The sequence below is a fragment of the Pseudomonas vanderleydeniana genome, from assembly GCF_014268755.2.
GTDB lineage: Bacteria > Pseudomonadota > Gammaproteobacteria > Pseudomonadales > Pseudomonadaceae > Aquipseudomonas > Aquipseudomonas vanderleydeniana.
The window spans coordinates 1,553,564-1,568,721 of record NZ_CP077093.1; the positions used below are offsets into that span (position 1 = coordinate 1,553,564).

The window sequence follows — 15,158 nt, forward strand, 5'->3', positions numbered from 1 at the left end:
GCGGGCAAGCCCGCTCGCCACACGGGCCCGCTCAACACACAGGTCCTTGCCAGGGGGAGAGCGGGATTACGGCTTGCGGCGTTCGATGAAGGCCCGAATCCGCTGTGCTGCCTCGACGCACTCGGCCAGTGGTGCGACCAGGGCCATGCGCACCCGGCCGGCACCCGGGTTGACGCCATCGACCTCGCGGGACAGGTAGGAGCCTGGCACCACGGTCACGTGTTCCTCGGCGAACAGGTCGCGACAGAACTCGGCATCGTCACCCTGTACGTTCGGCCACAGGTAGAAGCTGCCATCCGGCCGCTGCACGTCCATGACCGGTGCGAGGATCTCCAGTACCGCATCGAATTTCTCGCGATACAGCGCACGGTTGGCACGCACATGGACCTCGTCGTTCCAGGCCGCGACGCTGGCCAGTTGGGTCTGCACCGGCATCGCACAACCGTGGTAGGTGCGGTAGAGCAGGAAGGCCTTGAGGATCTCGGCATCGCCGGCAACGAAGCCGGAGCGCAGGCCGGGCAGGTTGGAGCGCTTGGACAGGCTGTGGAACACCACGCAGCGCTTGAAGTCCTTGCGGCCCAGGGCCACGCAGGCATTGAGCAGGCCGGGCGGCGGGGTCTGTTCGTCAAAGTACAGTTCGCTGTAGCACTCGTCGGCGGCGATCACGAAGTCGTGTTCATCGGCCAGGGCGATCAGCTTCTCCAGGGTTGCCTGGGGAATCAGCGCGCCGGTCGGGTTGCCTGGCGAGCAGAGGAAGAGGATCTGGCAGCGCTGCCAGATCTCGACCGGGACCGCATCGAAGTCCGGGTTGAAGCCATTGTCGGTCAGGCACGGCAGGTAGTGTGGCTTGGCCCCGGCCAGGAAGGCTGCGCCTTCGTAGATCTGGTAGAAGGGGTTCGGGCTGACCACCAGGGCGTCATCGCCACGGTTGACCACGGTCTGGGTGAAGGCGAACAGGGCTTCGCGGGTGCCGTTGACCGGCAGTACGTTGCGCGCCGGGTCGATCCAGCCGCCCGGTACATTGAAGCGACGTTCGCACCAGGCGCCGATCGCCTCGCGCAGGGCCGGGATACCCAGGGTGGTCGGGTAAACCGCCATCTGGTCGAGGTTGCTCGCCAGGGCTTCGGCGACGAAGCTGGGCGAGCGGTGCTTGGGTTCGCCGATGGACAGCGCGATCGGGCGCTTGTCCGCATTGGGCTGGATGCCACCGAGCAGGGCGCGCAGTTTCTCGAACGGGTAGGGTTGCAGCTGGTTCAACGCGTTGTTCATCGGGTACGGCTCTCAATCAAAATCAGGTTCATGGCTGGCCGCTAGATGCTCAGGCGGGTCAGCTCGATGGTCGCTTCGGAGTTGACGCTCAATTGCTCGACGATGGCGTCCTGCAGGCGACTGCACAACTGCGGGTCGGACAGTGGCTGGTTCTGTGCGTCGGTAATGAAGAACACGTCTTCCACCCGCTCGCCCAGGGTGGCGATCTTCGCGTTCTGCAGCGACAGGTCGAACTCCAGGAAAATCTTTCCAACCCGTGCCAGCAGGCCGGGGCGGTCCGGGGCGCTCAGTTCGAGCACGGTCACCGGGCGCTGGGCATCGTTGTGGATGGTCACCTGCGGGGCAAAGGCGAAGTGCTTGAGCTGGCGTGGCACCCGGCGCTGGATGATGGTCGGGTAGTCGTCCGGATTGCGCAGGGCTTCGGCCAGGCCCTCGCGGATCTGCTTGACCCGCTTGGGGTTGTCGCCGATGGAGCCGCCGTCGGTGTCCAGCACGATATAGGTGTCGAGGGTGAACTGGCTGCTCGAGGTAATGATCCGCGCGTCATGGATGTTCAGGTTGAGCTGGTCCATCGCGGCCACGGTCACGGCGAAGAAGTCGTGCTGGTCCGGGGCGTAGATGAAGATCTGCGTGCCGCCCTCGAACTCGCGCTGGGTGGTTTCCTTGATCAGCACCAGCGGGCCGCCGTCGGCCGGCTGCTGGAGGATCGCATCGCTGTGCCAGGCGACATCGGCGGCGGTATGGCGCAGGAAGTAGTCGTCGCCCAGTTGGGCCCAGAGCTGCTCGACATCGTCCGGGTCGGTGCCGGTACGGACCAGGATATCCAGGGCCGCGCTCTGCGTCTGGCGGATCTGTTCCTCGCGGTCCACCGGATTCTCCAGGCCGCGGCGCAGCGCGCGCTTGGTTTCGGTGTAGAGCTGGCGCAGCAGGCTGGCGCGCCAGGAGTTCCACAGCGTCGGGTTGGTCGCGTTGATGTCGGCCACGGTGAGGACGTAGAGATAGTCCAGGTACACGTTGTCGCCGACGATCTGCGCGAAATCGTGGATCACCTGCGGATCGGACAGGTCCTTGCGTTGCGCCGTGGTCGACATCACCAGGTGGTTCTGCACCAGCCAGACGATCAGGCGGCTGTCCCAGGCCGGTAGCTGGTGGCGCTTGCAGAAGGCCTCGGCGTCGACCGCACCGAGTTCCGAGTGGTCGCCATGGCGGCCCTTGCCGATGTCGTGGTAGAGCCCGGCCATGTAGATCAGCTCGGGCTTGGGCAGCTTGGCCATGAGCTTGGCGGCCAGCGGGAATTTCTCGGAAACCTGTGTGTACTGCAGCTTGCGCAGGTGCTTGATCAGGTTGAGCGTGTGCGCGTCGACGGTATAGATGTGGAACAGGTCGTGCTGCATCTGCCCGACGATGTCACCGAACTCCGGCAGGTAGCGCCCGAGGATGCCGTAGCGGTTCATCCGGCGCAGGTTACGGTGGATGCCGATCTTGCACTTGAACAGTTCGATGAACAGGCTGGTGTTGCGGATATCGTTGCGGAAGTCGTCGTCGATCAGGTGGCGATGTTCGCGCAGCAGGCGGATGGTGTCGGCGCGCACGCCCTTGATTTCCGGCTGCTGGGCCATCAGCACGAAGATTTCCAGCATGGCGAACGGGGTGCGGCGGAACACGTTCGGGTTGCTCGCCTCGATGTAGCCATCATGCAACTGGAAGCGCGAGTTCAGCGGTTGCGGCGGCGCTTCGTCTTCCGGTGCGAGGATGACTTCGGCGAAGTGCTGGATGATCAGTTCGCTGAGCTGGGCAATGCTCATGACCACCCGGTAGTACTGTTGCATGAAGTTCTCGACGGCCTGCTTGGCGTCGTCGCCCTGGAACCCCAGGAGTCCGGCGATGCTGCGCTGGTGGTCGAACAGCAGGCGGTCCTCGGCGCGGCCCGCGAGCATGTGCAACGCATAGCGGACCTTCCAGAGAAACTCCTGGGAAGAGGCCAGCAGGGCGTTCTCGCTTTCCACCAGGAAGCCTTCGCCGGCCAGTGCCCGCAGGTTCAGGGTGCCGTACTGGCGGCGGGCGACCCAGAGAATCGTCTGGATGTCGCGCAAGCCACCGGGGGAACCCTTGACGTTGGGTTCCAGGTTGTATTCGGTGTCGTTGTACTTGTGGTGGCGCGCCTTCTGTTCGGCGTGCTTGGCCAGGAAGAAGTCCTTGCTCGGCCACATGTGGGCGGTGCTGGTGACGTCCAGCATGCGCTCGCGCAGGTGCTCGGGGCCGGCGATGGTGCGGCTTTCCATCAGGTTGGTGATGACGGTCAGGTCGGCTCGCGCTTCATCGGCACATTCCTGCACCGAGCGAACGCTCTGCCCGACTTCCAGGCCGATGTCCCACAGCAGGGTCAGGAAGCGTTCGATGGAATCGCGAAAGATCTCGTGATCGGCGCTGTCGAGCAGGATCAGCAGGTCGATGTCCGAGTAGGGATGCAGTTCGCCGCGACCGTAGCCGCCGACTGCCACCAGGGCGATGTCGGCGTCTTCGCTCCAGGCGAACTGGTCCCAGGCCTGTTGCAGGATGTTGTCGACGAACCAGGCGCGATCCTCGATCAGTCGACGGATGTCGCGCCCGCTGCGAAAGCGTTCGTCGAGAACCTCGTGGGCCCGACGGATGACTTTCTTGAATGCCGCTATGGGGCTGGCCTTGAGTGCCAGTTCCGCCTGGAACTGACCACGGTCGAAGAGTTCGGGGTCCACCTGCGGCATCGTTCGGATTTCCTTTATGGGTCAGGCGGAGGTGCGCGGGATGGTGTCGTCGCTGCGCAGGGTGAAGATCTCATAGCCGGTTTCGGTGACCAGCAGGGTGTGTTCCCACTGGGCCGAGAGCTTGCGGTCCTTGGTGATCGCGGTCCAGCCGTCGCCCAGCACCTTGGTGTCGGCCTTGCCCTGGTTGATCATCGGCTCGATGGTGAAGGTCATGCCGGCCTTGAGTTCCATGCCGGTGCCGGCGCGGCCGTAGTGCAGGATCTGCGGCTCCTCGTGGAACACCTTGCCGATGCCGTGGCCACAGAACTCGCGAACCACCGAGAAGCCGTTCTTTTCCGCATGCTTCTGGATGATTTCGCCGATGTCGCCGAGGCGGCAGCCGGGCTTGACGATCTCGATCGCCTTGTACATGCACTCCTGGGTCACCTGGGACAGGCGTTCGGCCCAGACCGGTACGGTACCGACGTGGAACATCTTGCTGGTATCGCCGTGGTAGCCATCCTTGATCACCGTCACGTCGATGTTCAGAGTGTCGCCATCCTTGAGTGGCTTGTCGCCCGGGATGCCGTGGCAGACCACGTGGTTGATCGAGGTGCAGATCGACTTGGGGAAGCCTTTATAGTTGAGCGGGGCGGGGATGGCCTGCTGCACGTTGACGATATAGTCGTGGCAGATGCGGTCCAGCTCCTCGGTCGTGACGCCGGGCTTGACGTGCTCACCGATCATTTCCAGTACATCGGCGGCCAGTTTCCCGGCGATACGCATTTTTGCGATGTCCTCGGGAGTCTTGAGGGTGACGGTCATACGGGCTCTCTATGCGCTCAGGCGCAGGTAAACACGGAAAAAGGGCGACGGCGGCAACATCCGCTTACGGAGTGCTGCATTCCGGAACCCTGAAAAATGCGATTCTAACAGACGGACGGAGCAAATCATGACGTCCGGGCATCGCTTCTCTCTATTAGCATGGGGCATTCTGGCGCGAATCCAAGGGCTGCGCAAAAGCTACTGGCGGGATATGCGATTCCGGGTTCCGTTTTCAGTGCTCTTGTGGTATAAAATGCGCCGCTTTCCGGGGATAGCCCCGAAAAGCCTAAATCCACACACGTGTCGACACGATGACCTGGGTGCCTTCGGCTTCATGCCGATCGGTTGGTCATTGGGATACGTGGAGGCCAAACCCGACTTATCAAGGAACTATCATGTCCCAAGTCAACATGCGCGATATGCTGAAGGCCGGTGTGCACTTCGGTCACCAAACCCGTTACTGGAATCCGAAAATGGGCAAGTACATTTTCGGCGCGCGCAACAAGATCCACATCATCAACCTTGAAAAAACCCTGCCTATGTTCAACGACGCTCTGGCGTTCGTAGAGCGCCTGGCTCAGGGCAAAAACAAGATTCTGTTCGTCGGCACCAAGCGTTCCGCTGGCAAGATCGTTGCTGAAGAAGCAGTACGTTGCGGTTCGCCGTACGTCGATCACCGCTGGTTGGGCGGCATGCTGACCAACTTCAAGACCATCCGTGCTTCCATCAAGCGTCTGCGTGACCTCGAAGTGCAAGCCGAAGACGGTACCTTCGCCAAGCTGACCAAGAAAGAGGCGCTGATGCGCACTCGCGATCTGGAAAAACTGGATCGTTCCCTGGGCGGTATCAAGGACATGGGCGGCCTGCCTGACGCACTGTTCGTCATCGACGTTGATCACGAGCGCATCGCGATCACCGAAGCCAACAAGCTGGGCATCCCGGTCATCGGCGTAGTCGATACCAACAGCAGCCCTGAAGGCGTTGACTACATCATCCCAGGCAACGATGACGCCATCCGCGCCATCCAGCTGTACATGGGTTCGATGGCTGACGCCGTTATCCGTGGCCGCAACAACGTTGCTGGCGGCACTGAAGTCTTCGTTGAAGAAACTCAGGCTGCAGCTGAGTAATTGACGCCCTGGCGTTGACTCAGTAAGCAAAAAGGGGGCTTGGCCCCCTTTTTGCCACCTCGAAAACCGTTTGTTGGATGCGCCGCTACAGCGTCTGTAATGTGCAGCTGCTAACAAGGGTGATTCGGGAAGAATTGAACGCCCGTTCGATCGGGTGGAATGGTTGAAAACCTATCCAAGAGGAATTTTGAAATGGCAGCAATTACTGCGGCTCTGGTCAAAGAACTGCGTGAGCGTACTGGCGAAGGCATGATGGATTGCAAGAAGGCCCTGGAAAAGGCCGGCGGCGACATCGAAAAAGCCATTGACGACATGCGTGCCTCGGGCGCCATCAAGGCCGCCAAGAAAGCTGGCAACGTCGCTGCTGAAGGCGCTATCGCCGTCAAGACCGACGGCAAGGCTGCGGTCCTGCTGGAAGTGAACTCGCAGACCGACTTCCTGGCCCTGCAGGACGACTTCAAGAACTTCGTCAGCGAAAGCCTGGAAGAAGCCTTTGCCCAGAAGCTGACCGACGCTGCTCCGCTGATCGCCTCGCGTGAAGCTGCTCGTGAAGCGCTGGTTGCCAAGTGCGGCGAAAACGTCAACATCCGTCGCCTGGTGCGTGTCGAGGGTGACGTTGTCGGCGCCTACCTGCACGGTAACAAGATCGGTGCAACCGTCGTTCTGAAAGGCGGCGACGTCGAGCTGGCCAAGAACATCGCCATGCACGTTGCAGCTTCGAACCCAGAGTTCCTGCTGCCGTCGGAAGTATCGGCCGAAGCCATCGAGCGCGAGAAGGGCGTCTTCCTGCAACTGAACGCCGACAAGATCGCTGGCAAGCCAGAAAACATCGTCGAGAACATGATCAAGGGTCGTATCTCGAAGTTCCTGGCCGAAGCCTCGCTGGTTGAGCAGGCTTTCGTCATGAACCCGGAAGTCAAGGTTGGCGAACTGGCCAAGAAAGCCGGCGCTGAAATCGTTTCCTTCACCTACTTCAAGGTTGGCGAAGGCATCGAGAAGCCGGTTGACAACTTCGCTGAAGAAGTTGCTGCCCAGGTAGCTGCCGCCAAGCAGTAAGACAGACCCGTCTGTCGCCCCGAAGAGGCTGCCCGCTCACGCGCGCAGCCTCTTTTCAAATGGGAGGAGGGGTTTCTCTTTCTCTCGTCGGAACCGGCTTACAAAGCTGTGTTCTGATGGCGCTGTAGCAGCGCCAAGCTAGAGTTAGCGCAGGCTGCAAAACAGCTCGCAAGATTTTTTATAACGCCGCAGGAGAGATTCGCAATGGCTCAGCAGGGCAGTGGTTATCAAGCTCGCTATAAACGCATTCTACTCAAGCTTAGCGGCGAGGCCCTGATGGGCTCGGAAGAGTTCGGGATCGATCCGAAGGTCCTGGATCGCATGGCGCTGGAAGTCGGTCAACTGGTCGGAATCGGTGTGCAGGTCGGCCTGGTGATCGGCGGCGGCAACCTGTTCCGCGGTTCCGCACTGAGTGCTGCCGGCATGGATCGGGTGACCGGCGACCACATGGGCATGCTCGCGACCGTGATGAACGCATTGGCGATGCGCGATGCGCTGGAACGTGCGAATATCTCGGCCATCGTGATGTCGGCCATTTCCATGGTCGGTGTGACCGATCACTACGATCGCCGCAAGGCCATGCGTCACCTCAATTCCAAGGAAGTGGTGATTTTCGCGGCGGGTACCGGTAATCCGTTCTTTACCACGGATTCGGCAGCCTGCCTGCGTGCGATCGAAATCGATGCCGACGTGGTGCTCAAGGCAACCAAGGTCGATGGCGTCTATACCGCAGATCCGTTCAAGGACCCGCATGCCGAGAAGTTCGATCATCTGACCTATGACGAGGTGCTGGATCGCAAGCTGGGTGTCATGGATCTGACCGCTATCTGCCTGTGCCGCGATCACAAGATGCCGTTGCGCGTATTTAACATGAACAAGCCTGGCGCCCTGCTGAACATCGTACATGGCGGCGCTGAAGGAACCCTGGTCGAGGAAGGCGTACAATGATCAACGAACTCAAGAAAGACGCTCAGGTGCGCATGCAGAAGTCCCTGGAGTCTCTGGCCCACGCATTTGGCCAGATTCGCACCGGCAAGGCTCACCCGAGCATCCTGGGCAGCGTGATGGTGCCTTACTACGGTGCCGACACCCCGCTGACCGGTGTGGCCAACGTCACCGTGAAGGACAACCAGACCCTGCAGGTCGTGCCGTTCGAGCGCAACATGCTGGGTGCCATCGACAAGGCCATCGGTAGTGCCGGCCTGAACCTCAACCCGACCAACCTGGGCGAGTTGTTGCTGATCAAGATGGCTCCGCTGACCGAGGAAACCCGCAAGGGCTTCACCAAGCAGGCGCGCGCCGCAGCCGAAGATGCGCGGGTTGCCGTACGCAACATTCGCCGTGACGTCCTGGGTGATCTGAAGAAACTGGCCAAGGACAAGGAAATCAGCGAAGACGAAGAGCGCCGCGCCGGTGCTGAAATCGACAAGCTGATCAAGGAATTCGAAGCCCAGATCGCCAAGGCTACCGAAGAAAAAGAAAAGGACCTGATGGCCGTATAAGGGTCAGGACACCTTCAATGGAAAAGACCAAGCAGGCTGTGCCATCCTCGGTGCCGCGCCACGTCGCGATCATCATGGATGGCAACAATCGCTGGGCCAAGAAGCGTTTCTTGCCTGGCGTCGCCGGCCACAAGGCCGGTGTCGATGCGGTGCGGGCGGTGATCGAAGTGTGTGCCGAGGCGGGGGTCGAGGTACTGACCCTGTTCGCCTTCTCCAGCGAGAACTGGCAGCGCCCCGCCGACGAAGTCAGCGCCTTGATGGACCTGTTCTTCAAGGCCTTGCGGCGTGAGGCCAAGCGCCTCAACGACAACAACATCAGCCTGCGGATCATCGGTGACCGCTCGCGCTTCCATCCTGAACTCCAGGCGGCGATGCGCGAGGCGGAAGCTGCGACGGCGGGCAGCAATCGCTTCATTCTGCAGATCGCCGCCAACTACGGTGGGCAGTGGGATATCGCCCAGGCGGCCCAGCGTCTGGCTCGTGAAGTGCAAGCCGGACATCTGCGTCCCGATGACATCACGCCGGACCTGCTGCAGACGTGCCTGGCCACTGGCGACCTGCCGTTGCCGGACCTGTGCATTCGCACCGGTGGCGAGCATCGGATCAGCAACTTCCTGCTGTGGCAGCTGGCGTATGCCGAGCTGTATTTCTCCGACCTGTTCTGGCCGGACTTCAAACACGATGCCATGCGCAATGCGCTGGCTGATTTCGCTTCCCGCCAGCGTCGCTTTGGTAAAACGAGCGAGCAGGTCGAAGCTGGGGCCCGGGTTTAATGCTCAAGCAACGCATCATCACGGCACTTATCCTCCTGCCGATCGCCCTGTGCGGTTTCTTCCTGCTCTCGGGCTCCGGGTTTGCGCTGTTCATCGGCGTGGTCGTGACCCTCGGGGCCTGGGAGTGGGCGCGCTTGGCCGGTTTCGACGCGCAGCCGGCCCGGGTGGCATATGCCGCGCTGGTCGCGGTGTTGCTGTTCTTCATGTACATCCTGCCGAACCTGGCGCCCTGGGTGCTGGGTGCGTCGGTGTTGTGGTGGGGTCTGGCGACCTACCTGGTGCTGACTTATCCGCAGTCCAGTGCGCAATGGTCGAGTGCCGCGAGCAAGCTGGTGATCGGCTTCCTGATCCTGCTGCCGGCCTGGCAAGGGTTGATCGAGATCAAGCAGCACGCCTCGGGCCAGGGTAACCTGCTGATCATGGCGGTGATGATCCTGGTCTGGGGGGCTGACATCGGTGCCTATTTTTCCGGCAAGGCCTTTGGCAAGCGCAAGCTGGCGCCGGCCGTGAGCCCTGGCAAGAGCTGGGAGGGTGTCTACGGCGGCCTGTTGCTGAGCCTGGCGATCACCGCGGTGTTCGGCCTGGTTTCCGGCTGGGGTTTCGGGCAGATCCTGGCGAGCCTGATGGGCGCGGCAATCATCGTCTTCGTTTCGGTGATCGGTGACCTGACCGAAAGCATGTTCAAGCGTCAGTCGGGGATCAAGGACAGCAGCAACCTGCTGCCGGGACATGGTGGCGTGCTTGATCGCATCGACAGCCTGACGGCTGCGATCCCCATGTTTGCCGTCCTGCTGTGGATTGCCGCATCGTGAGCCGCCCGGAACAGGTTACCGTGCTGGGGGCGACCGGCTCCATCGGCTTGAGCACCCTGGATGTGATTGCCCGGCATCCGGAGCGTTACCAGGCATTCGCCCTGAGTGGCTTCACTCGCCTGGCCGAGCTGTTGGCCTTGTGTGTCCGCCATCGCCCGCGTTTCGCCGTGGTGCCGGACGAGCTCGCCGCTCGCGGCCTGCAGGCGGATCTGCGTGCTGCCGGCCTGTCGACCGAGGTTCTGCTCGGGGAGGAGGGCCTGTGCCAGGTTGCTTCGCATCCCGAGGTCGATGCCGTGATGGCGGCGATCGTCGGCGCGGCGGGTCTGCGGCCAACCCTGGCGGCGGTCGAGAAGGGCAAGAAGATCCTGCTGGCAAACAAGGAAGCGCTGGTGATGACCGGCGCGTTGTTCATGCAGGCGGTGCGCAAGAGCGGTTCGGTGCTGCTGCCGATCGACAGCGAGCACAACGCGATCTTCCAGTGCCTGCCGGGCGATTTTGCCCGCGGTCTCGGTGCGGTAGGGGTTCGGCGGATTCTGCTGACAGCCTCTGGTGGTCCGTTCCGGCAGACGCCCCTGGCTGAACTGGAGCATGTTACGCCTGAGCAAGCCTGTGCCCATCCCAACTGGTCGATGGGGCGCAAGATTTCGGTCGACTCGGCCAGCATGATGAACAAGGGCCTGGAGTTGATCGAGGCCTGCTGGTTGTTCGATGCGCGGCCCGACCAGGTCGAGGTGGTGATTCATCCGCAGAGTGTGATTCACTCCCTGGTTGATTATGTCGATGGTTCGGTACTTGCCCAGCTGGGTAATCCCGACATGCGTACGCCGATTTCCAACGCCCTGGCCTGGCCGGAGCGTATCGACTCGGGTGTGGCGCCATTGGACCTGTTTGCCGTGGCCCGGCTGGACTTCCAGGCCCCGGATGAGCAGCGTTTCCCCTGCCTGCGCCTGGCGCGGGCGGCGGCAGAGGCGGGCGGTAGCGCGCCGGCGATGCTCAATGCGGCCAACGAGGTGGCGGTTGCCGCGTTTCTCGAACGGCGCATCCGCTACCCCGAGATCGCGAGTATCATCGAGGATGTGTTGAGCCGTGAAGCTGTTGTTGCGGTCGATGAACTCGACGCGGTATTCGCAGCAGATGCCAAGGCACGGGCATTGACCGAGCAATGGTTGAGTCGTAACGGGCGCTGAGTCTGGCTGGGCGCTCGTGCGATGCGGCACTTGATAGGATTGCGGAGAAAGTAGATGAGCGCACTCTATATGATTGTCGGCACCCTGGTAGCACTGGGAGTGTTGGTCACTTTCCATGAATTCGGTCACTTCTGGGTGGCGCGCCGCTGCGGCGTCAAGGTGCTGCGTTTTTCCGTGGGATTCGGTACGCCGCTGCTGCGTTGGCATGATCGCCGGGGTACCGAGTTCGTCGTCGCCGCGATTCCGCTGGGTGGCTACGTGAAGATGCTCGACGAGCGCGAGGCGCCTGTCGCGCCGCACGAGCTGGACCAGGCGTTCAACCGCAAGTCGGTGCGCCAGCGCATCGCTATCGTGGCCGCCGGTCCGATTGCCAACTTCCTCTTGGCCATTACCTTCTTCTGGGTGCTGGCCATGCTCGGCAGCCAGCAGGTGCGTCCGGTCATCGGCGCTGTCGAGAGCGGCAGTATCGCCGAGAAGGCCGGCCTGGCCGCTGGTCAGGAAATTGTTTCGATCGATGGTGAGCCGACCTCCGGCTGGTCGGCGGTCAACCTGCAGCTCGTCCGTCGCCTGGGTGAGAGCGGTACGCTGCGCTTGCAGGTCCGTGAGGCAGGCTCGAGCGTCGACTCTCCCCGTGAGCTGGCCCTCGACCGCTGGTTGCAAGGTGCCGACGAGCCGGATCCGATCAAGTCCCTGGGTATCCGCCCCTGGCGCCCGGCCCTGCCACCCTTGCTCGCCGAGCTGGATCCGAAAGGCCCGGCCCAGGCTGCTGGCCTGAAGACCGGTGATCGCCTGCTGTCGTTGAATGGTGACGCGGTCAGCGACTGGCAGCAGGTGGTCGACTGGGTACGTGTGCGTCCTGATACCAAGATTGTGCTGCATGTCGAGCGTGATGGTGCTCAAATCGACGTCCCTGTAACCCTGGCATCCCGTGGTGAAGGCAAGGCTGCCACCGGTTACCTGGGCGCGGGTGTCAAGGCGGCGGATTGGCCGCCGCAGATGCTCCGCGAAGTCAGCTACGGGCCTGTGGCAGCGATCGGTGAAGGGGCCAGGCGTACGTGGACCATGAGCGTCCTGACCCTGGATTCCCTGAAGAAAATGCTGTTCGGCGAGCTCTCGGTAAAAAACTTGAGCGGACCGATAACCATTGCTAAAGTGGCGGGCGCTTCAGCCCAGTCGGGCGTCGCTGATTTCCTGAATTTCCTGGCTTATCTGAGCATCAGCCTGGGTGTTCTGAATCTGTTGCCCATCCCGGTACTGGATGGGGGACATTTGCTGTTTTATCTGATCGAGTGGGCACGTGGTCGCCCCTTGTCGGAACGAGTACAAGGTTGGGGGGTACAGATCGGTATCAGTTTGGTGGTCGGGGTCATGCTGCTTGCCCTGGTCAACGATCTGGGTCGACTGTAACGCGTCGCTAAAAATTGCGAATCTGCCGCATTTTGCGGCAGTTTGTTTATTGCCAGTTGGAATAAGAAAGGACTTCATGAAACGTCTGCTGCTAACTGCGGTTCTCACCGTATTGATGATCGCCGAAGTTCACGCCGAGTCCTTCACTATCTCCGATATCCGTGTCAACGGCCTCCAGCGGGTGTCCGCTGGTAGCGTGTTCGGTGCGCTACCGTTGAACGTCGGGGATCAAGCGGATGACCGTCGCCTGGTGGAGTCCACCCGTGCGCTGTTCAAAACCGGTTTCTTCCAGGATATCCAGCTGGGGCGCGAAGGTAACGTCCTGGTCATCACGGTCGTCGAGCGACCTTCGGTGGCCAGCATCGATATCGAAGGCAACAAGGCGATTTCGACCGACGACCTGATGAAGGGCCTGAAGCAGTCCGGCCTGGCCGAAGGCGAGATCTTCCAGCGTGCGACCCTCGAAGGTGTACGTAACGAACTGCAGCGCCAGTACGTTGCCCAGGGCCGCTACTCGGCCGAGGTCGAGACCGAAGTGGTACCGCAACCACGTAACCGCGTCGGCCTGAAGATCAAGATCAATGAAGGCACCGTTGCCGCGATCCAGCACATCAACGTGGTGGGCAACACGGTATTCCCGGACGACGACCTGATCGACCTGTTCGAACTCAAGACCACCAACTGGTTGTCGTTCTTCAAGAACGACGACAAGTATGCGCGTGAAAAACTCTCCGGTGACCTGGAGCGCCTGCGTTCCTACTACCTGGACCGCGGCTATATCAACATGGATATCGCCTCGACCCAGGTATCGATCACCCCGGACAAGAAAAGCGTCTATATCACCGTCAACATCACCGAAGGCCAGAAGTACAAGGTCCGCGACGTCAAACTCAGCGGTGACCTGAAAGTGCCTGAGGACCAGGTCAAGTCCCTGTTGCTGGTCGAGCCGGGCCAGGTGTTCTCGCGCAAGCTGATGACCACCACCTCCGAGCTGATCACCCGCCGCCTGGGTAACGATGGCTACACCTTCGCCAACGTCAACGGCGTACCGACTCCGCACGATGATGACCACACCGTCGACATCACCTTCGTGGTCGACCCGGGCAAGCGTGCCTACGTCAACCGCATCAACTTCCGTGGCAACACCAAGTCCGAGGACGAAGTGCTGCGTCGCGAGATGCGCCAGATGGAAGGTGGCTGGGCTTCGACCTACCTGATCGACCAGTCCAAGACCCGCCTGGAGCGCCTGGGCTTCTTCAAGGAAGTCAACGTCGAGACACCGGCCGTGCCGGGTGTCGACGACCAGGTCGACGTGAACTACGCCGTGGAAGAGCAGGCTTCCGGTTCGATCACCGCCAGCGTCGGTTTCGCCCAGAGCGCCGGTCTGATCCTCGGTGGTTCGATCACCCAGAACAACTTCCTCGGTACCGGTAACAAGGTCAGCATCGGTCTGACCCGCAGCGAATACCAGAGCCGCTACAACTTCGGCTACGTTGACCCCTACTGGACCGCAGACGGTGTCAGCCTGGGCTACAACGTGTTCTACCGCACCACCGACTACAAGGACCTCGACGTCAACGTAGCCAGCTATGCGGTGGACAGCCTGGGTGCCGGTGTGAGCGTGGGCTACCCGATCAGCGAGACGTCCCGTCTGACCTTCGGCCTGACCGCCCAGCAGGACAAGATCAAGACCGGCCTGTACACCGTCGACGAGATCTTCAACTTCGTCAACGAGAACGGCAGCAACTACCTGAACTTCAAGGCGTCGGCCGGTTGGTCGGAATCGACCCTGAACAAGGGCGTACTGGCAACCCGTGGTCATTCCCAGAGCCTGACCCTGGAAACCACCACGCCGGGCAGCGACTTGTCCTTCTACAAGCTTGACTACCGCGGCCAGGTGTTCGCGCCGCTGACCGATACCTATACCATGCGCTTCCACACGGAGCTGGGGTATGGCGACGGTTTTGGCTCCACCAACGGCCTGCCGTTCTATGAGAACTACTATGCCGGTGGTTTCAACTCGGTCCGTGGCTTCAAGGACAGTACCCTGGGCCCACGTGGTACACCAAGCCGTGGTGTAGGGGTAACTGGTAACGTGGGCACTATCGCCGACTCGGATACCGACCCGCTGCCATTCGGTGGCAACGTGCTGATCCAGGGCGGTGCCGAGCTGATGTTCCCGCTGCCGTTCGTCAAGGACCAGCGCTCCCTGCGTACCTCGCTGTTCTGGGACGTGGGTAACGTGTTCGACTCCAAGTGCGAGCAGGTCAAGAACACCAACGGTACGTTGTCGCAGACACAGTGCAACGACGTCAGTTTCAGCAACCTGGCCAGCTCCGTGGGCGTGGGTGTGACCTGGGTTACAGCGCTGGGTCCGTTGAGTTTTGCCCTGGCGATGCCGGTCAAGAAACCGGACAACGCCGAAACTCAGGTGTTCCAGTTCTCCCTCGGTCAGACCTTCTAAGGCTCTGCCC

General features: G+C 61.4%; 12 protein-coding genes. 9 read left to right on the forward strand and 3 right to left on the reverse strand.

The features are described 5' to 3' along the window. Nucleotides 1-66: 66 nt before the first annotated feature. The 3 genes from dapC to map are packed head-to-tail and all read right to left on the reverse strand — an operon-like array spanning nucleotide 67 to nucleotide 4,817. Nucleotides 67-1,269 (reverse strand): succinyldiaminopimelate transaminase, encoded by a 1,203-nt coding sequence (gene dapC / locus HU752_RS06905; RefSeq protein ID WP_186682132.1) that lies wholly within the window; start codon nucleotides 1,267-1,269, stop codon nucleotides 67-69. A 41-nt stretch (nucleotides 1,270-1,310) separates the two neighbouring features. Beyond that, entirely contained in the window at nucleotides 1,311-4,013 is a 2,703-nt protein-coding gene (locus HU752_RS06910) for a [protein-PII] uridylyltransferase (protein WP_186682130.1), read from the reverse strand. A 21-nt stretch (nucleotides 4,014-4,034) separates the two neighbouring features. Further along, nucleotides 4,035-4,817, reverse strand: coding sequence for a type I methionyl aminopeptidase (map, locus tag HU752_RS06915; protein ID WP_186682128.1), 783 nt, complete (start codon nucleotides 4,815-4,817; stop codon nucleotides 4,035-4,037). A gap of 395 nt (nucleotides 4,818-5,212) precedes the next feature. On the opposite strand from map, the gene rpsB reads away from it, so the two are divergent. The 9 genes from rpsB to bamA all read left to right on the forward strand — a co-directional run bounded on the left by rpsB (nucleotide 5,213) and on the right by bamA (nucleotide 15,148). Next, nucleotides 5,213-5,947: a 30S ribosomal protein S2 gene (gene rpsB / locus HU752_RS06920; protein WP_017906276.1), complete on the forward strand. Its 735-nt coding sequence runs from the start codon at nucleotides 5,213-5,215 to the stop codon at nucleotides 5,945-5,947. A gap of 192 nt (nucleotides 5,948-6,139) precedes the next feature. Beyond that, on the forward strand, nucleotides 6,140-7,003 hold the full coding sequence (gene tsf / locus HU752_RS06925; protein ID WP_186682126.1) for a translation elongation factor Ts: 864 nt from the start codon (nucleotides 6,140-6,142) through the stop codon (nucleotides 7,001-7,003). Nucleotides 7,004-7,207: 204 nt separating this feature from the next. Beyond that, nucleotides 7,208-7,951, forward strand: a complete 744-nt coding sequence (pyrH, locus tag HU752_RS06930) for a UMP kinase (RefSeq protein WP_017906274.1) — start codon at nucleotides 7,208-7,210, stop codon at nucleotides 7,949-7,951. Continuing rightward, nucleotides 7,948-8,505 (forward strand): ribosome recycling factor, encoded by a 558-nt coding sequence (frr, locus tag HU752_RS06935; protein ID WP_186682124.1) that lies wholly within the window; start codon nucleotides 7,948-7,950, stop codon nucleotides 8,503-8,505. The genes pyrH and frr overlap by 4 nt, the downstream gene beginning before the upstream one ends. 17 nt (nucleotides 8,506-8,522) lie before the next feature. Then, on the forward strand, nucleotides 8,523-9,278 hold the full coding sequence (uppS, locus tag HU752_RS06940; RefSeq protein ID WP_186682122.1) for a polyprenyl diphosphate synthase: 756 nt from the start codon (nucleotides 8,523-8,525) through the stop codon (nucleotides 9,276-9,278). Continuing rightward, a complete protein-coding gene (locus HU752_RS06945) occupies nucleotides 9,278-10,090 on the forward strand; it encodes a phosphatidate cytidylyltransferase (protein WP_186682120.1) in 813 nt (270 codons plus the stop codon). The genes uppS and HU752_RS06945 overlap by 1 nt, the downstream gene beginning before the upstream one ends. Beyond that, nucleotides 10,087-11,277 carry a 1-deoxy-D-xylulose-5-phosphate reductoisomerase gene (ispC, locus tag HU752_RS06950; RefSeq protein ID WP_186682118.1) on the forward strand — a complete coding sequence of 397 codons (1,191 nt, stop codon included), beginning with the start codon at nucleotides 10,087-10,089 and terminating at the stop codon, nucleotides 11,275-11,277. The genes HU752_RS06945 and ispC overlap by 4 nt, the downstream gene beginning before the upstream one ends. Before the next feature lie 54 nt (nucleotides 11,278-11,331). Next, nucleotides 11,332-12,684: a sigma E protease regulator RseP gene (rseP, locus tag HU752_RS06955; protein WP_186682117.1), complete on the forward strand. Its 1,353-nt coding sequence runs from the start codon at nucleotides 11,332-11,334 to the stop codon at nucleotides 12,682-12,684. 76 nt (nucleotides 12,685-12,760) lie between these two features. Next, the gene (gene bamA, locus HU752_RS06960; RefSeq protein WP_186682115.1) at nucleotides 12,761-15,148 is read left to right on the forward strand and encodes an outer membrane protein assembly factor BamA; all 2,388 of its coding nucleotides are present in this window, start codon (nucleotides 12,761-12,763) and stop codon (nucleotides 15,146-15,148) included. Nucleotides 15,149-15,158 lie beyond the last annotated feature (10 nt).